This is a genomic window from Streptomyces sp. AHU1, from assembly GCF_045343905.1.
Taxonomy (GTDB): Bacteria; Actinomycetota; Actinomycetes; order Streptomycetales; family Streptomycetaceae; genus Streptomyces; species Streptomyces triticiradicis.
In genome coordinates this window covers 3,695,185-3,712,593 of the sequence record NZ_CP174283.1, presented here as the reverse complement: position 1 = coordinate 3,712,593, position 17,409 = coordinate 3,695,185, and the positions used below count along the sequence as shown (strand labels likewise).

Below are 17,409 nucleotides of genomic sequence, written 5' to 3'. Positions count from 1 at the left end.
CGGTAACTTTCGTGTCGGGGATCTTGTACGAGCCGGGAGGGGGCCCGCGCAAGGACGGCGGGCGCGCGTCGCGGCGGCCGGGAAGTTCACCTATCAGGGTGGCCGGGAGGGGCGGAACCCTTGGCGGAGAGGGGGAGGACCGGGTGAATCGCCGGCGTGCGGTGGACGCCACGGAGAGTGCTGCCGTGACCTCGAAAGGGGACACCCGCACGTATCCTGAAGTCCCTCCCGGAGGCGCGGGACGGCCCTCCCCGGAGTGCTCGGACCGCGTGATCCCCGGAGCCCCGACTACGAAAGCGGCCAGCCATGCGCGTCTACGTCCCCCTGACCCTCTCCGGTCTCGCCGAGGCGTACAAGACGGGAGAGCTGGAGACGGGACCGTTCACCGCGTACGCCGTCACGCCCGCCCTGCGCGAGTGGTACCTCTCCGACGACATCGAGGAACTGGAGTACGCGGCGCTGAGCCGGGCCGCGCTGGCCTCGCTGCGGCTCCTGGCGGCCGAGCCGGAGGCGGTGCGGCGCCGGGTCGTCGTCGCGGTCGACGTCCCGGACCGGGCCGCGGCCGCCGACCCCGACCGCGGACTCGATCCCGCGGCGCTCGGCGAGGTGCGGGTCTCCCAGGACGTGACCCTGGCCAAGGCGGCCGCCGTGCACGTCGACGCGGCCGACGCCGAGGCGGACGTGACCGCGGCCGCGGCCGCGGTCGGCGCGGCGGACGCCGGGGACGACGACGCCCAGTTCGTGGTCGACGGCGCGGAGGACCACGAACTGCTGTGGTTCGCCACCCAGGAGGTCCCCGGCCTGGTCGGCCTCGGGGAGTAGCCGCCCGGTCCCTCCCCGTCATGCCGCGTTGTCGGTGGCGGGAGGTACGTTCTTCCGTATGGGGAAGCAAGGAGAAGCGCACATTGTGTGGGACTGGAACGGGACGCTGTTCCACGACAATGACGCGATCATCGGGGCGACGAACGCGGCGTTCGCCGAGCTGGGTCTCGAGCCGATCACCCTGGAGCGGTACCGGGCGATGTACTGCGTGCCCGTGCCGAGGTTCTACGAGCGGCTGATGGGGCGGCTGCCGTCGGACTCCGAGTGGCAGATCATGGACGAGGCCTTCCACCGGCACTACGCCGAGCACCGCTGGGCGTGCGGGCTCACCACCGGGGTGCCCGCCCTGCTCGCCGGGTGGGAGGCGGCGGGCCGCAGCCAGTCCCTGCTGAGCATGTACGGGCACGAGGAACTGGTCCCGCTGGTGCGGGGCTTCGGGATCGAGCCGCACTTCCTGCGGGTCGACGGGCGCACCGGGCCCTCCGGCGGCAGCAAGGCCGAGCACATGGTGCGCCACCTCGCCGCCCTCGCCGGTGTCGAACCGGCCCGTGTGGTGGTGATCGGCGACGCGCTGGACGACGCCACGGCCGCACGGCACGTCGGCGCCGGGGCCGTCCTCTACACGGGGGGTTCCCACAGCCGCGCCAGCCTGGAGGGGGCCGGCGTTCCCGTGGTGGACAGTCTGGAGGAGGCGGTCGAGGAGGCCGGCCGGCTGGCGGCCTGAGGGCCGGCCGCGCCCGTCAGTCCACCGGGACCCTGGAGCGCAGCACCTTGAGGAACTCACGCATCCAGGCGGAGTGGTCCGGCCAGGCGCGGGCGGAGACCAGGGTGCCGTCGACGACCGCCTCCGCGTCCTGGAAGGTGGCGCCCGCCGCCTGCATGTCGAGTTCCAGCGCGGGGTAGGCCGTGACGCGGCGCCCGCTCAGGCTGTCGACGGCCGCGGTCAGCAGGGGACCGTGGCAGATCTGGGCCACCGGCTTGTCCGCGTCGAAGAACGACTTCAGGATCTTGCGGAGTTCGAGGTCGTTGCGGAGGTACTCCGGGGCGCGCCCGCCGGGGATGACCAGGGCGGCGTACGCGCCGGGGTCGACCTCCGCGAAGGCCAGGTCCGCGGGCCAGGTGTAGCCGGGCTTCTCGGTGTACGTGTCGAAGCCGGGCTCGAAGTCGTGGACCACGAACTGCAGCTTCTTGCGGGTGGGGGCCGCGATGTGGACCTCGTACCCCTCCTCGCGCAGACGCTGGTAGGGGTAGAGGACTTCCAGCGACTCCGCCGCGTCGCCGGTGACAATGAGGATCTTCGCTGCCATGGTGCTGCGCTCCCGTCGGCCGTCCTTGAACGTTCCGTCCGCCGTCCCGGTCAACCGCCTCCGGGGCAGGTGCGTGCCACGGGGCAGAACACTGCCCGTAGGACGACGGTAGCTCGCGGTCGGCCCGCACTGCATGCCGTCGCCCTGATAGCCCCTGTGCATAGTGTCAAAGTTCCACCCCCGGTTTTGTACACATACGGCTCATGACGGCCCCCCGGTCGGGGGCGATAGCCTGGTGGCGTGATCAGCGCGATATCTCGCGGGGGCATCGTCGCCCCTGCCCCGCGCCCGGAGCGCACGGACGACATCCGTGACCGGGCGTCGATCGCTGATCTTCACGGGCGGGACGGGATCACGACGGCTGCCGCATGCGCGAGCGGAAACGCGGCGAGCGCCGGCGGCAGCGCGGTCCGTACGTCGACGGCACCCCGGGAACGGACGGGGCCGGGAGCGGCGTCACCGTCTTCAGGGGGGTCGGAAACGGCCGATACCACCCCGCCCATCTCACCTTGCGGCATAGCGTCGGAGCAGACCGGACACCCCGCGTCACGGCGTTGCGTCGGAAGCGACGAGACCGTACTTCCTTCAACGTCACGCAACGGCGCGCGACAGGAGCCAGAGGACCATGCAGACCAAGCTGGACGAAGCCAAGGCCGAGCTGCTCGAGAGGGCTGCCCGGGTAGCTGAGAACAGCCCGGCCGGGGGGCACCTACCGACTGGGACGACGGGCGAGGGCACCCCCGACCGGGACACCGTGCTCGCGTTCCTCCAGCGCTACTACCTGCACACGGCCCCGGAGGACCTCACCGACCGCGACCCGGTCGATGTCTTCGGAGCGGCCTTCTCCCACTACAGACTGGCCGAGACGCGCCCCCAGGGCACGGCCAACGTGCGCGTGCACACGCCCACCGTCGAGGAGAACGGCTGGACCTGCAGCCACTCCGTCGTCGAGGTGGTCACGGACGACATGCCCTTCCTCGTCGACTCGGTGACCAACGAGCTGTCCCGTCAGGGGCGCGGCATCCACGTCGTCATCCACCCGCAGTTCGTCGTCCGGCGCGACCTGACCGGCAAGCTCATCGAGGTGCTGCCCACGCGGCCCTCCGCGGAGGAGCTGCCGCACGACGCGCACGTCGAGTCGTGGATCCACGTCGAGATCGACCGCGAGACCGACCGCGCCGACCTGAAGCAGATCACCGCCGACCTGCTGCGCGTCCTGTCCGACGTCCGTGAGGCCGTCGAGGACTGGGAGAAGATGCGGGACGCGGCGCTGCGGATCGCCGAGGAGCTCCCCAAGGAGCCGACCGCCGACGACCTGCGCGACCAGGAGGTCGAGGAGGCCCGCGAGCTGCTGCGCTGGCTCGCCGGTGACCACTTCACCTTCCTCGGCTACCGCGAGTACCAGCTGCGCGACGACGACTCGCTGGCCGCCGTCCCCGGCACCGGGCTCGGCATCCTGCGCTCCGACCCGCAGCACGGCGAGGACAGCCACCCGGTCAGCCCGTCCTTCGAGCGGCTGCCCGCCGACGCGCGCGCCAAGGCCCGCGAGCACAAGCTGCTGATCCTGACCAAGGCGAACAGCCGCGCCACCGTGCACCGGCCGTCGTACCTGGACTACGTCGGGGTCAAGAAGTTCGACGAGAACGGCGAGGTCATCGGGGAGCGCCGCTTCCTGGGCCTGTTCTCCTCCGCCGCGTACACCGAGTCCGTGCGCCGGGTGCCCGTCGTCCGCCGCAAGGTCGACGAGGTCCTGCGCGGCGCCGGGTTCTCGCCCAACAGCCACGACGGGCGCGACCTGCTCCAGATCCTGGAGACGTACCCGCGCGACGAGCTGTTCCAGACCCCCGCCGACGAGCTCCGGGCGATCGTCACGTCCGTCCTGTACCTCCAGGAGCGGCGCCGGCTGCGGCTCTACCTGCGCCAGGACGAGTACGGGCGCTACTACTCGGCCCTCGTCTACCTCCCGCGCGACCGCTACACCACCGGTGTGCGCCTGCGGATCATCGACATCCTGAAGGAAGAGCTCCAGGGCATCAGCGTCGACTTCACGGCCTGGAACACCGAGTCGATCCTGTCCCGGCTGCACTTCGTGGTCCGCGTCGAGCCGGGCACCGAGCTGCCGCAGCTGTCCGACTCCGACAAGGAGCGCATCGAGGCGCGGCTCGTCGAGGCCGCCCGTTCCTGGGCCGACGGCTTCGCGGAGGCGCTGACCGCCGAGTGCGGCGAGGAGCGCGCCGCCGAACTGCTGCGCCGGTACGGCAACGCCTTCCCCGAGGGCTACAAGGCCGACCACTCCCCGCGCTCCGCCGTCGCCGACCTGGTCCACCTCCAGGCGCTCAGCCAGGATCCCAGCAAGGACTTCGCGCTCAGCCTGTACGAGCCGGTGGGCACGGCCTCCGGCGAGCGCCGCTTCAAGATCTACCGCGGCGGCGACCAGGTCTCGCTCTCCGCGGTCCTGCCCGCCCTGAACCGCATGGGCGTCGAGGTCACCGACGAGCGGCCCTACGAACTGCGCTGCTCGGACCGTACGACGGCGTGGATCTACGACTTCGGGCTGCGCCTGCCCAAGTCCCTGAACGGCAACGGCGACTACCTCGGCGACGACGGCCGCGAGCGGTTCCAGGAGGCCTTCGCCGCCACCTGGACCGGGCAGGCCGAGAACGACGGCTTCAACGCCCTCGTGCTGAGCGCCGGACTGACCTGGCGGCAGTCGATGGTGCTGCGCGCCTACGCGAAGTACCTGCGCCAGGCCGGCTCCACCTTCAGCCAGGACTACATGGAGGACACCCTCCGCAACAACGTCCACACCACCCGGCTGCTCGTCTCGCTGTTCGAGGCGCGGATGTCGCCGGAGCGCCAGCGCGCCGGTGTCGAGCTGACCGACGCCCTGCTGGAGGAGCTGGAGGCGGCCCTCGACCAGGTGGCCTCGCTGGACGAGGACCGGATCCTGCGGTCCTTCCTCCACCTGATCAAGGCGACCCTGCGCACGAACTTCTTCCAGCGGACGGCCGACGGCACGCCGCACGAGTACGTCTCGATGAAGTTCGACCCGACGGCCATCCCGGACCTCCCGGCGCCGCGCCCGGCGTTCGAGATCTGGGTGTACTCGCCGCGCGTCGAAGGCGTGCACCTGCGCTTCGGCAAGGTCGCGCGCGGTGGTCTGCGCTGGTCCGACCGGCGTGAGGACTTCCGTACGGAGATCCTCGGCCTGGTCAAGGCGCAGATGGTGAAGAACACCGTCATCGTGCCGGTCGGCGCCAAGGGCGGCTTCGTCGCCAAGCAGCTGCCCGACCCGGCCGTGGACCGCGACGCGTGGATGGCCGAGGGCATCCGCAGCTACCGGACCTTCATCTCCGCGCTGCTCGACATCACCGACAACATGGTGGCCGGCGAGGTCGTCCCGCCCGCCGACGTCGTCCGGCACGACGAGGACGACACCTACCTCGTGGTCGCCGCCGACAAGGGCACGGCGACGTTCTCGGACATCGCCAACGAGGTCGCCCAGTCCTACGACTTCTGGCTCGGCGACGCGTTCGCCTCCGGCGGCTCCGCCGGGTACGACCACAAGAAGATGGGCATCACCGCCCGCGGTGCCTGGGAGTCCGTGAAGCGGCACTTCCGGGAGCTCGGCGTCAACACCCAGACGCAGGACTTCACCGTGGTCGGCGTCGGCGACATGTCCGGCGACGTGTTCGGCAACGGCATGCTGCTCTCCGAGCACATCCGCCTGGTCGCCGCGTTCGACCACCGGCACATCTTCATCGACCCGAACCCGGACGCGGAGACCTCCTACGCCGAGCGCCGCCGCCTCTTCGAGCTGCCGCGCTCCTCGTGGGCCGACTACGACACCGAGCTGATCTCGGCCGGTGGCGGCGTCTTCCCGCGCAGCGCCAAGGCCATCCCGGTCAACGCGCACATCCGCGAGGCCCTCGGCATCGAGTCGAACACCGCGAAGATGACGCCGGCCGACCTGATGCGGGCGATCCTCCAGGCGCCCGTCGACCTGCTGTGGAACGGCGGTATCGGCACGTACGTGAAGTCGTCCGCCGAGTCGAACGCCGAGGTCGGCGACAAGGCCAACGACGCGATCCGCGTCGACGGCGCGGAGCTGCGCGTCAAGGTCGTCGGCGAGGGCGGCAACCTGGGTCTGACCCAGCTCGGCCGGATCGAGTTCGCCCAGCACGGCGGCAAGATCAACACGGACGCCATCGACAACAGCGCGGGCGTGGACACCTCCGACCACGAGGTGAACATCAAGATCCTGCTCAACGCGGTGGTGGCCAACGGCGATCTGACCGTCAAGCAGCGCAACAAGCTGCTCGCCGAGATGACCGACGAGGTCGGCGCCCTGGTGCTGCGCAACAACTACGCGCAGAACGTGGCGATCGCCAACGCGCTGGCCCAGTCCCCGAGCATGCTCCACGCCCAGCAGCGCTTCCTGCGCCACCTGGTCCGCGAGGGGCACCTGGACCGGGCCCTGGAGTTCCTGCCCAGCGAGCGGCAGATCCGCGAGCGGCTCAACGCCGGTATGGGCCTGACCGGTCCCGAGACGGCGGTCCTGCTCGCGTACACGAAGATCACGGTCTCCGTCGACCTGCTCGCCACCTCGCTGCCCGACGACCCGTACCTGCACAGCCTGCTGCTCGCCTACTTCCCGACGGCGCTGCGCGACCAGTTCCGCGAGCAGATCGAGGGGCACGCGCTGAGCCGCGAGATCGTGACGACCGTCCTGGTCAACGACACGGTCAACACGGGCGGTACGAGCTTCCTGCACCGGCTGCGCGAGGAGACGGGCGCCTCGCTGGAGGAGATCGTCCGGGCGCAGACCGCGGCCCGCGCGATCTTCAACTCCAGCGCGGTGTGGGACGCGGTGGAGGCGCTCGACAATGTCGTCGCCGCCGACGTCCAGACCCGGATCCGGCTGCACTCGCGCCGTCTCGTCGAGCGCGGCACGCGCTGGCTGCTCAACAACCGGCCGCAGCCGCTCCAGCTCGCCGAAACGATCAGCTTCTTCGGCGACGGCGTCGAGCAGGTGTGGTCGGAGCTGCCCAAGCTGGTCCGCGGCACGGACCTGGAGTGGTACCAGCAGATCTACGACGAGCTGACGGACGCCGGCGTGCCGGACGAACTCGCCACCCGTGTGGCCGGGTTCTCCTCCGCCTTCCCGGCGCTGGACATCGTCTCGGTGGCCGACCGCACGGGCCAGGACCCGATGGCCGTCGCCGAGGTCTACTACGACCTCGCCGACCGTCTCGGCATCACCCAGCTCATGGACCGCATCATCGAGCTGCCGCGGGCCGACCGCTGGCAGTCCATGGCCCGCGCGTCGATCCGCGAGGACCTGTACGCGGCCCACGCCGGGCTCACCGCCGACGTCCTGGCGGAGGGCGACGGGACCTCCACTCCCGAGGAGCGCTTCGAGGCCTGGAAGGAGAGGAACGCGGCGATCCTCGGACGGGCCCGCACCACCCTGGAGGAGATCCAGGGATCGGACTCGTTCGACCTCGCCAACCTGTCGGTGGCGATGCGGACGATGCGGACACTGCTGCGCACGCATTCCTAGAAGCCGGTCGTCCACCGGCGGTTCCCGGGCGCCACGGCCCGGGAGGCACGCGGACGGGGGCGCCCCGGGTCGTCACGACCCGGGGCGCCCCCGTTTTCCGTGGGGCGGCGGTGCCCCTTTCCCCCACGCGTTCTTTCTTTCCGGTCTCACGCGAAACTCCGGCTCGCAATTTACCTATACCTGGTAAATAGGGCATTTAGCTTATGGTTGGCTCAACCGACGGCCCGACCGGCGGCCCTACCGACGGACATACGCGTGGAGGTTCCGGACTCGTGACAGTGCACCTCACCGAGAGGCGGACCCCCGTGGCGACGCCGCCCGTCATCGGCCCCCGGAGAGCCCCGAAGGCGCCGAAGGGCCGGAAGGCCGGCCGGCTCGTCCTGGAAATGGTCCGGTTCTCCGTCGTCGGCGGCAGCGGCGTCGCCGTCAACATCCTCTTCTTCAACCTGGCGCTGCACGGCCTGAAGTGGGCCCCGATGGCGGCCACGGTGGCCGCCAGCTGTGTCGCCATGGGGACGAACTACCTCGGCTTCCGCTATTTCGCCTACCGGGACCGGGCCTCGCGGACCCCGCGTCAGATCGCCCTCTTCTTCGCGTTCAGCGGGCTCGGCGTCGCCATGGAGAGCCTGCTGTTCTACATCGGCTATCACGGCCTGGGGATGAGCGGCCCGCTCGGCTCGAACGTCGCCAAGGCGCTGTCGATCGTCCTGGCCTCGGCGTTCCGTTTCGTGGTGTACCGGACGTGGGTGTTCCAACACGCGAAGGGCGTCCGGTAACTCCCCGAAGCGCGGTGCGATGTCTACGATTAATAGGATGAATGTGGATCAATCTCGCACGTTCGCCGAGGACGGGGCCGAGCCGGCCGCCTCCCCGGCCGGGGCCACCGGGTCCGGGCCGGGGAGGCCCGCCGTCTCCGTGGTCGTCATCGTCTACAACGACGCCGCCCGGCTGCCCACGGCCGTGCGCTCGGTCCTGGACCAGACGCTGCACGACGTCGAGGTCGTCGTCGTCGACGACCGGAGCACCGACGGCTCGTACGAGGTGGCGCGCGGACTGGCGGCGGCGCACCCCGGCCGGGTCCGCGCCTGCCGGCTGCCCGAGAACAGCGGAGGCTGCGGCGCCCCCCGCAACCGCGGCATCACCGAGGCCCGCGGCACCTACGTCCTCTTCCTCGACAGCGACGACGTCCTGGAGCGCAATGCCTGCCGCAACATGCTGGAGGCCGCCGAGGCCACCGGCGCGGACCTGGTCTCCGGCCTGTGCGTGCGGGTGCACGTCGACTCGCGCACCGGCAAGGAGGTCAAGTGGTACCCCTGGCTGTACGAGCGCACCCGGACCCTGGAGTCGATCTCCGAGCTGCCCGACCTGCTGGTCTTCGACACCCTGTCGACCAACAAGTGCTACCGCAGGCGGTTCCTGCTCGACGAGGGGCTGCGCTTCCCGGTCGGCATCCACTACGAGGACCTGCTCTTCTCCGCCCAGGCGTACGCCACCGCCCGCCGCATCACCCTCATCCCCAACCGGGTGTACGACTGGAGGGTCGCGGACAAGGCGGAGACGAAGTCCATCAGCAACCGGCGTGACGAGATCGCCAACTTCACGCACCGCATGGAGATCCACCGCCGGGTCGACCGGCTCCTCGCGGACAAGGGGCTCCTGGAGCTGAAGTTCGCCAAGGACGTCAAGTTCCTCAAGCACGACCTCGTGCTGCACCTGCGCGAACTGCCCTTCCGCGACGCCGCCTACCGCGAGGAGTTCGCGGCGATCGCCCGGGAGTACCTCGAGTCGATCGACCGCACCGCCTTCGACGAGACCGAGCCCATCCACGCCGTCTGCGCCTACCTCCTCCAGGTGAGCGACTGGGACAATCTGCTGCCCGCCGTGGACACGCTCACCAACCGCGACAAGATCTCCTCGCCGCTCGTCGAGCGCGACGGCCGCGTGTACTGGTGCGCCGAGCACCTCGACGACCCCTTCGGCCGGCACGTCCTGGACGTCACCGAGCTCGGCCACCACGTCAAGCCGGTCGACAGGATGTTCCTGCGCAACGAGCTGACCTCGTACGAGAGCGGCGGCACCACCGTCCGGCTCGCCGGGAGCATCACCAACCCGCTCGGTGTGATCCCGCCCGGCGCCCGGCTCGCCGGGGAGCTGGAGTTCTACGCCCGCCGCCCCGGAGTGCGCTTCCAGACCTTCCGCTTCCCCGTGGCGAACGTGTGGCACGCGGGCGGGACCGTCGCCTGGGAGGGCTCGGCGGACCTCGCGACCGTGCGGCCGCTGGGCATCGTGGACGCGGTGTGGGACGTACGGCTCCACCTCGACGTCGACGGCGTGCGCACCACCACGAGGCTCACCGCGGCCGAACCCGGTCTCGCCACGGGCCGGCTGCCCGTCCGGCCCCGGCTCACCCGGCTGGTCGCCGACCGCATCGAACCGGTCGTCTCCTCACGAGGACACCTGTCCTTCCGGCTGGTGCCCGGCAAGAAGGCGGACGCCGTCGTGCGGCGCGGGGTGCACGGCCGGGCCGCCACGCTCGCCAAGACCGGCTACCGCAAGTCCCGTTCCCTGCGCAAGCGGCTCACCTCCGGCGAGACCAAGATCCGCCTGTACCACGAGGTCTTCAGCCGGCTGCCCGTCCGGAAGGGTCTCGTCGTCTTCGAGAGCCACCTGGGCCGCCAGTACAGCGACAGTCCCCGGGCGATCTACGAGGAGATGCGCCGCCAGGGGCTGGATGTCGAGGCGGTGTGGTCGTACACCGGCGGTCCGGCCGGCTTCCCGGACGACGCCACCCTCGTGCGCCGCTGGTCGCTGCCCTATCTCAGGGCGCTCGCGCAGGCCGAGTTCTGGGTCGACAACCAGAGCTACCCGCTGAAGCTGACCAAGCGGCCGGAGACGACGTACATCCAGACCTGGCACGGCTCCGCCCTCAAGCGGATGGGCTTCGACGAGGCCGAGTGGAAGCTCAAGTCCCGTGAGGAGCAGGCGGAACAGCAGAAGGTCCTGGACCGCTTCGACCGGTTCCTCATCCGCTCCGAGCACGACGTGCGCACCCTCGTGCGGGCGTTCCGGCTCCAGGAGCGGACCCTGCTGCGGGTCGGATACCCGCGCAACGACGCGCTCGTGCGGGCGAGGCGGCGGGAGGCGGCCGGCGCGGGACGCGAGCGCGGCCCGCTGGCGGCGGAACTGGGCATCCCCGAGGACCGGCAGGTCCTCCTGTACGCCCCGACCTTCCGCAGCCGCGGCGACGGACGGAAGCGGTTCGAGCTGCCCTTCGACGTCGAGCGCTTCGCCGACACCTTCGGCGACCGCTACGTCCTCCTGGTCCGTTCCCACTACCTGAACCACGTCGTGCTCCCGCCGTCCGTGCGCGGCCGTGTCGTCGACGTCACCGCCCACCACGACGTGACCCCGCTGCTCGCCCTCGCCGACGGGCTGATCACCGACTACTCGTCCGTGATGTTCGACTACGCCCTCCTCGACCGCCCGATGTTCTTCTTCGCGTACGACTACGACGCCTATGTGCACGAGGACCGCGGAACCTACTTCGACCTGCTGGAGCGGGCGCCGGGCCCGGTGCTGCGGACCGAGGACGAACTGCACGCGGTGCTCGGCTCGCTGGAGGAACAGGCCGTCAAGTACGCGCCCAGGCGGGAGCAGTTCGTCGCCGAGTTCGGCGAGTACGACCAGGGGACGGCGGCCCGGGAGGTCGTCGACCAGTTCTTCGGACACCGGAGGCGTGGATGACGGGCCCCGCGGGACGGGACATCTTCTTCGTCTCCAACAGCGTCGACGAACTGGGCGGGGTGACCAGCTGGTCGCACCAGATGGCCCGGCTCTTCACCGCACGCGGCCACCGCGTGCACGTCGTAGGCGTCACCGAGCCCGCCGTTCCCCAGGAACTGGGCGAAGTCCCGTACCCCACCACGACGTTGTACGACGTCCACCCGCCGAAGGTCCGGCCGGCGCGCGGGCTCGGGGGGCGGCTCGACATCGCCGCACGGCGGCTGCGCGCCGAACGGGCGGCGGGCATGCGGGAGAAGGCCGCCGAGCTGACCGCGCTGTTCCGGACCGCGCGCCCCGGCGCGGTCGTGATCGTCACCCAGGTGTGGGCCATGGAATGGGTGGAGCTCGCCGACACCGGCGGGCTCACCGTCATCGGGATGAGCCACGAGTCCTTCGAGTACTGCCGGAAGACCTCGCGCTTCAGGCGGGTCCTCGAGCACTACCGGGACGTCGACCGGATGCTCGCGCTCACCCGCGAGGACGCCGACCTGTGGATCAGGGAGGGACTGGACAACGCGTCCTTCATGCCGAACCCCCTTCCGTTCGTGCCCGAGGTGCCCTCGCCGCGCACCGGGAACGCCGTCGTCAGCGTGGGCCGGCTGAGCGACCAGAAGGGGATCGACATGCTCCTCGACGCCTGGGCCGAGACCTCCCCGCTCCACCCCGGCTGGCGGCTGCGGATCTACGGTTCCGGTGAGGACGAGGAGATCCTGAGGAAGCAGTGCACCGCTCTCGGGCTCGACGGGTCGGTCGACTGGATGGGGCGGACGAACGACGTGCCGGGCGCGCTGCGCGGCGGCTCGGTCTTCGTGCTCTCCTCGCGCGGCGAGGGCTTCCCGCTCGCCCTCATGGAGGCCATGGCCACCGGCCTGCCGTGCGCCGCCTTCGACTGCGCGCCCGGCGTCCGCGAGATCGTCCGGGACGGCGAGGACGGCCTGCTGGCCACCCTCGGCAACACCGGTGAACTGGCCCGCCGGCTGGACACGCTGATGTCCGACAAGGCCCTGCGGGACTCCATGGGCGAGGCGGCGCGCGCGAACATCCAGCGCTTCACGACGGACGAGGTCGTCCGCCGGTGGGAGGAACTGTTCGCGTTCCTGGAGCGCTGAACGGCCTGGGGCGGGAGCCGTCGACGGCTCCCGCCCCAGGCCGCTGCCCGCGGGTCACGTGCGTGCCGGACCCGGTGCGTCTACTTGCCCGTGAACTTCTCGTACTCCTTGAGGACGTCCTCGGTCGGGCCGTCCATGCGCAGCTCGCCGCGCTCCAGCCACAGCACGCGGTCGCAGGTGTCGCGGATCGACTTGTTGTTGTGGCTGACCAGGAACACCGTGCCCGCGGTCTTGCGCAGCTCGCGGATGCGCGCCTCGGAGCGCTTCTGGAAGGAGCGGTCGCCGGTGGCGAGGGCCTCGTCGATCATGAGGACGTCGTGGTCCTTGGCCGCGGCGATGGAGAAGCGCAGCCGGGCGGACATGCCGGAGGAGTAGGTCCGCATCGGCAGGGTGATGAAGTCGCCCTTCTCGTTGATGCCCGAGAAGTCGACGATCTCCTGGTAGCGCTCCTTGATCTGCTCGCGGGACATGCCCATGGCGAGGCCGCCTAGGTAGACGTTGCGCTCGCCGGTGAGGTCGTTCATCAGGGCCGCGTTCACCCCGAGCAGCGAGGGCTGGCCGTCGGTGTAGATCTTGCCGCTCTCCACCGGGAGCAGGCCCGCGACCGCCTTGAGCAGCGTGGACTTGCCGGAACCGTTGGTGCCGATCAGGCCGATGGCCTCGCCCCGGTAGGCGGTGAAGGAGACGCACTTGACCGCGTGGACCCTGCGGACGCCCGCCGCCTTCTCGGACTGCTTGCGGCGCAGGATGCGGTTGAGCGCGGCGGTGGCGCTGCCGCGCCCGGCGCCGGTGCCGTTGACGCGGTACACGATGTCGACGCGGTCCGCGACGACGGTCGGGACGCGCTCGGCCTCGGCCGCGGAGGCGGCTTCGGCGGCGCTGTCCTGCGGCCGGTTGTCCTGCGCGATGATGTCAGCCACGGCCGTACGTCTCCTCAGCCTTCCAGAAGTAGATGAAGCCGCCCACCCCGGCGAGCAGGGCCCAGCCGATCGCCAGCGCCCACACGTGGTGCGGCAGCTGGTGCGCGTGGAAGCTGTCGATCAGCGCGAAGCGCATCAGGTCGATGTAGACGGCGGCCGGGTTGCTCTCCAGGGCGACCTCCGCCCAGTGCGGCATGTGGCTGTTCTTGACCGTCGCGGCGATGCTCCACATGACGCCGGAGACGTACATCCAGGTGCGCAGCAGGAACGGCATGAGCTGCGCGATGTCCGGCGTCTTGGCGCCCATGCGCGCCACGACCATCGCCACGCCCGCGTTGAAGAGGAACTGCAGCGTCAGGACGGGCACGACGAGCAGCCACGACGCGCTCACCGGAACGCCGAAGCAGAGCAGGATGACGACCAGCGCGGCCATCGAGAACAGCAGCTGCTGGAGCTGCTGGATGGCGTACGACACCGGCAGCGCGGCCCGCGGGAAGTGCAGGGCGCGCACCAGGCCGAGGCTGCCGGAGATGGCCCGGGTGCCCGCCATGATCGAGCTCTGGGTGAAGGTCCAGATGAAGACGCCGGTGACCAGGAACGGCACGAAGTCCGGCACGCCGTGCTTGGTGCCGAGCAGGACACCGAAGATGAAGTAGTAGACGGCCGCGTTCAGCAGCGGGGTCATCACCTGCCACACCTGGCCGAGCTTGGCCTGGCTGTACTGCGCGGTGAGCTTGGCGGTGGCGAACGCGGTGATGAAGTGGCGTCGCTCCCACAGCTGGCGGACATACGCGGGCAGGCTCGGGCGCGCGCCGCTGACGGTGAGACCGTACCGGGCGGCGAGGGCCGCGGCGTCGCCTGTGGGGGAGGCCGATGACGCCGTCGGGGGCGGTGTGTTGAGGACCTGGCTCACATCCGTTGCTTTCGCTCGGGGGGTGGGGGCGCGCGGTCGGTCCCCGGACGTTTCCGACGGCGTTTCCTGCCGTTTTCTTGCGTCGGGACGGGACCGTATCGTCGTAACGCGAGAGTAGGCCCAGTCGACGTCGGAACGCAACCGTTTCGTCGTAACGCCCTATGCTGGTGCGTATGACGACGAACGCCGATACGGCCGCGAGTGCCGCCACGCCCGCGCCTGCCGACGGGAAGGCCAGGCGCCGCCGGGCCCCCGCCGGTGCGGCCGTCCTCCGCGAGGACGTCACCGAGGCGATCCGCGCCGCCGTCTTCGCGGAACTCGCCTCCGTCGGCTACGCCAGGATGTCCATCGAGGGCATCGCCCGCCGCGCGGGCGTCGGCAAGACCGCGGTGTACCGGCGCTGGCGCTCCAAGCTCCACCTCGTGCTCGACCTGGTCTCGGCGGTCGCGGTCCAGGGACTTCCCGCGCCGGACACCGGCTCCCTGGAGGGCGACCTGCGGCTGCTGTACGAGGTCACCTCGCGCGCCCTGCGCCACCCGGTGGCCGGCCAGATCATCCCCGACCTCCAGGCCGAGGCGGCCCGCAACCCCGAGATCGCGGACGCCATGCAGCGGGCGCTGAAGGAGGGGCAGCAGTCGGTGTCGAGCGGGATCGTCGCCTCGGCCGTGGCGCGCGGCGAGATCCGCGAGGGCGTCGACGTCGAACTCGCGCTGGACCTGATGTCCGGGCCGCTGTACTGGCGCGCGGTGGTCGTCCGCGGCCCCAAGGTCCCGAAGGGCTACCTGGCCAGCCTGGCCCGCGCCACGGCGGCGGCACTGAAGGCGCTCTGACCCGGGCCCCCGCCCCGGTCCGGCAGACCCCAGCTCAGCGCCGCTCCTCCCGGTCCCGCCGCTCCCCGGCGGACCCCGGCTCCCCGGCGGGCCCCGGCTCCCCGGAGGGCCGCGGTCCGGCCAGCCGGTCCGCGAGGTCCGCGAGATCGGCCGCCCGCAGCACCCGTCCGCCGGAACCCGGCAGGGGCACGTGCAGCGGCCCGGTCCAGCGGGCGGGCAGGGCCGCGTCCCCGTACACCGCTCCGGCGAGCGCGCCCGTCACCGCCGCGACGGTGTCCGTGTCGCCGCCGAGGTCGACCGCGGCGCGCACGGCGTCCTCGAAGGAGTCCGTGGTCCGCAGTGCCCACACGGCCGAGCCGAGACAGGGCCACACGGCCCCGTTGAACTCGGTCGCCAGGTCGGGGTGCCAGTCGTCGGCGAGGACCGTGGCGTAGCGGGCGCGGTGGCCCGGGTGGACGGCGTCGAGGGTGTCCGGGAGTGCGGTGAGGGGGTCCTGTCCGAGCAGGGCGACGCGGATCAGTTCGTGGAGGATCGCCGTACCCTCCCAGGCGGCCCGGTCGCCGTGGGTGAGGGCGGCGATGCGGCGGGCGGCGGACATCGTGGCGTCCCGGCCGTGAGGGGCGAAGAACACGGCGGAGGTCGACGCCCGCATCAGCGAGCCGTTCCCGGCACCGCGCTGACTGGCCTGGAAGTGCAGGGCGGACGCCAGGTCCCAGGGGTCCCCGCTCGTCAGGACCGCCTCGGTCTGGAGGCCGATGTCCTTCGGGTCGGCCGCCGCCCACCGCCGGAACCGGTCGAACACGTCCGGGAGTTCGAGGCGTCCGTGCCGGACCAGTGACTCGCCGACCAGGACGGCCATCTGCGTGTCGTCGGCCGCCTCCCCCGGATCCCAGCCGCCGCCCCCGCACATCTCCCCGTCGTGCCCGGGCGCGGGGAAGCGCCGGGTGAACGCGCCTTCCGGGCCGAACTCGAACGGCGCGCCGAGCGCGTCGCCCACCGCGGAGCCGAGGACGGTGCCGATGGCGGTCATGGCAGGAGCGTACGGGGCGGGGCGGCGGGGCGGCCGTCGCGGGGGCCGGGTTCAGGTGCGGCCGGTGCCCGGGTGGTGGTGGAGCCAGCCGGACCAGGCCGAGGTGATCATGTCCTCGACGTCGTGGCGGGCCTTCCAGCCCAGTTCGTCGGCGGCGCGGTCGGCGGAGGCCACCACGCGGGCCGGGTCGCCGGGGCGCCGCGGTGTGACGACCGGGGGCCGGTCGTGGCCGGTGAGGGCGTTGATGCGGTCGATCATCTCGCGCACCGAGACCCCCTCGCCGCGGCCGATGTTGAGGGTCAGGGCGGCTCCGGGGGAGGCGGTGAGGGCACGGGCCGCGGCCACATGGGCCTCGGCCAGGTCGACCACGTGGATGTAGTCGCGCACGCAGGTGCCGTCCGGCGTCGGGTAGTCGTCGCCGAAGATCCGCGGCGGGGCGTTCCCGGTCAGCTTCTCGAAGACCATGGGGACGAGGTTGAAGACGCCCGTGTCGGCCAGCTCGGGGGCCGCCGCGCCGGCCACGTTGAAGTAGCGCAGGCAGGCCGTGGACAGGCCCGTCGCACGGCCGGTCGCGCGGACCAGCCACTCGCCCGCCAGCTTCGTCTCGCCGTACGGGCTCATCGGCGCGCACGGGGTCTCCTCCGTCACCAGGTCCACGTCCGGCATGCCGTACACCGCGGCCGAGGACGAGAAGACGAACGCGGTCACGGAGGCGGCGGTCGCGGCCTCCAGCAGGACGCGCAGGCCCTCGACGTTCTCCCGGTAGTAGTGCAGGGGCAGGTCCACGGACTCGCCGACCTGCTTCTTCGCCGCCAGGTGGACGACACCGGTGACGGAGTGCTCCGTGAGGGCGCGGGCCACCAGGTCGCCGTCCAGGGTCGAGCCGACCACCAGCGGAACGTCCGACGGCACCCGCTCCGCGATCCCCGTGGACAGGTCGTCGTACACCACGGCCCGCTCGCCCGCCTCGCGCAGCGCGCGGACGACGTGCGCCCCGATGTAGCCGGCGCCGCCGGTGATCAGCCAGGTCATGTGCGGCCGTCCCCCTCGTGAGTGAGTCCGTGGTCCCGGACCGTGTGCCCGCGGCCGGGGAGGGAGGGCGTGCGTGACGGTGTCCGCGTCCGTCCCTCGT

12 protein-coding genes are annotated in these 17,409 nt (G+C 71.4%); 7 read left to right on the top strand and 5 right to left on the bottom strand.

Going from position 1 to position 17,409, the window contains the following annotated elements; genetic code table 11:
- The first annotated feature begins 306 nt into the window (after positions 1-306).
- Together ACICHK_RS16635 and ACICHK_RS16630 are read left to right on the top strand one after the other, a co-directional pair.
- Positions 307-822, top strand: coding sequence for a DUF6912 family protein (locus ACICHK_RS16635; RefSeq protein ID WP_406837524.1), 516 nt, complete (start codon positions 307-309; stop codon positions 820-822).
- A 58-nt stretch (positions 823-880) separates the two neighbouring features.
- Positions 881-1,546, top strand: coding sequence for an HAD family hydrolase (locus tag ACICHK_RS16630; RefSeq protein WP_406837523.1), 666 nt, complete (start codon positions 881-883; stop codon positions 1,544-1,546).
- 16 nt (positions 1,547-1,562) lie between these two features.
- Here ACICHK_RS16630 and ACICHK_RS16625 read toward each other — a convergent pair whose 3' ends face one another.
- Positions 1,563-2,129 (bottom strand): DJ-1/PfpI family protein, encoded by a 567-nt coding sequence (locus ACICHK_RS16625; protein ID WP_151474399.1) that lies wholly within the window; start codon positions 2,127-2,129, stop codon positions 1,563-1,565.
- 625 nt (positions 2,130-2,754) lie between these two features.
- Here ACICHK_RS16625 and ACICHK_RS16620 point away from each other — a divergent pair.
- The 4 genes from ACICHK_RS16620 (at position 2,755) to ACICHK_RS16605 (ending at position 12,584) form a co-directional block, all read left to right on the top strand.
- Positions 2,755-7,692, top strand: a complete 4,938-nt coding sequence (locus tag ACICHK_RS16620; protein WP_406837522.1) for an NAD-glutamate dehydrogenase — start codon at positions 2,755-2,757, stop codon at positions 7,690-7,692.
- Positions 7,693-7,964: 272 nt separating this feature from the next.
- Entirely contained in the window at positions 7,965-8,468 is a 504-nt protein-coding gene (locus ACICHK_RS16615) for a GtrA family protein (protein WP_225861000.1), read from the top strand.
- A 37-nt stretch (positions 8,469-8,505) separates the two neighbouring features.
- Positions 8,506-11,436, top strand: coding sequence for a CDP-glycerol glycerophosphotransferase family protein (locus tag ACICHK_RS16610; protein WP_406837521.1), 2,931 nt, complete (start codon positions 8,506-8,508; stop codon positions 11,434-11,436).
- Positions 11,433-12,584 carry a glycosyltransferase gene (locus ACICHK_RS16605; protein WP_406837520.1) on the top strand — a complete coding sequence of 384 codons (1,152 nt, stop codon included), beginning with the start codon at positions 11,433-11,435 and terminating at the stop codon, positions 12,582-12,584. Before ACICHK_RS16610 ends, ACICHK_RS16605 begins: the two co-directional genes overlap by 4 nt.
- A gap of 80 nt (positions 12,585-12,664) precedes the next feature.
- Here ACICHK_RS16605 and ACICHK_RS16600 read toward each other — a convergent pair whose 3' ends face one another.
- Together ACICHK_RS16600 and ACICHK_RS16595 are read right to left on the bottom strand one after the other, a co-directional pair.
- A complete protein-coding gene (locus tag ACICHK_RS16600) occupies positions 12,665-13,492 on the bottom strand; it encodes an ABC transporter ATP-binding protein (protein WP_406841242.1) in 828 nt (275 codons plus the stop codon).
- A 4-nt stretch (positions 13,493-13,496) separates the two neighbouring features.
- Positions 13,497-14,417, bottom strand: a complete 921-nt coding sequence (locus ACICHK_RS16595; RefSeq protein WP_406837519.1) for an ABC transporter permease — start codon at positions 14,415-14,417, stop codon at positions 13,497-13,499.
- 161 nt (positions 14,418-14,578) lie between these two features.
- On the opposite strand from ACICHK_RS16595, the gene ACICHK_RS16590 reads away from it, so the two are divergent.
- Complete coding sequence (locus ACICHK_RS16590; protein ID WP_151474393.1) at positions 14,579-15,247, top strand: TetR/AcrR family transcriptional regulator; 669 nt, start codon at positions 14,579-14,581, stop codon at positions 15,245-15,247.
- 34 nt (positions 15,248-15,281) lie between these two features.
- Here ACICHK_RS16590 and ACICHK_RS16585 read toward each other — a convergent pair whose 3' ends face one another.
- The gene (locus ACICHK_RS16585; RefSeq protein ID WP_406837518.1) at positions 15,282-16,277 is read right to left on the bottom strand and encodes an ADP-ribosylglycohydrolase family protein; all 996 of its coding nucleotides are present in this window, start codon (positions 16,275-16,277) and stop codon (positions 15,282-15,284) included.
- A 51-nt stretch (positions 16,278-16,328) separates the two neighbouring features.
- A complete protein-coding gene (gene galE / locus ACICHK_RS16580; RefSeq protein ID WP_406837517.1) occupies positions 16,329-17,309 on the bottom strand; it encodes a UDP-glucose 4-epimerase GalE in 981 nt (326 codons plus the stop codon).
- Positions 17,310-17,409: the final 100 nt, after the last annotated feature.

Coding starts and splice junctions, on each gene's coding strand:
- ACICHK_RS16635 (WP_406837524.1), top strand. CDS start 307: ATGCGCGTCTACGTCCCCCTGACCCTCTCCGGTCTCGCCGAGGCGTAC.
- ACICHK_RS16630 (WP_406837523.1), top strand. CDS start 881: ATGGGGAAGCAAGGAGAAGCGCACATTGTGTGGGACTGGAACGGGACG.
- ACICHK_RS16625 (WP_151474399.1), bottom strand. CDS start 2,129: ATGGCAGCGAAGATCCTCATTGTCACCGGCGACGCGGCGGAGTCGCTG.
- ACICHK_RS16620 (WP_406837522.1), top strand. CDS start 2,755: ATGCAGACCAAGCTGGACGAAGCCAAGGCCGAGCTGCTCGAGAGGGCT.
- ACICHK_RS16610 (WP_406837521.1), top strand. CDS start 8,506: ATGAATGTGGATCAATCTCGCACGTTCGCCGAGGACGGGGCCGAGCCG.
- ACICHK_RS16605 (WP_406837520.1), top strand. CDS start 11,433: ATGACGGGCCCCGCGGGACGGGACATCTTCTTCGTCTCCAACAGCGTC.
- ACICHK_RS16590 (WP_151474393.1), top strand. CDS start 14,579: ATGCTGGTGCGTATGACGACGAACGCCGATACGGCCGCGAGTGCCGCC.
- ACICHK_RS16585 (WP_406837518.1), bottom strand. CDS start 16,277: ATGACCGCCATCGGCACCGTCCTCGGCTCCGCGGTGGGCGACGCGCTC.
- galE (WP_406837517.1), bottom strand. CDS start 17,309: ATGACCTGGCTGATCACCGGCGGCGCCGGCTACATCGGGGCGCACGTC.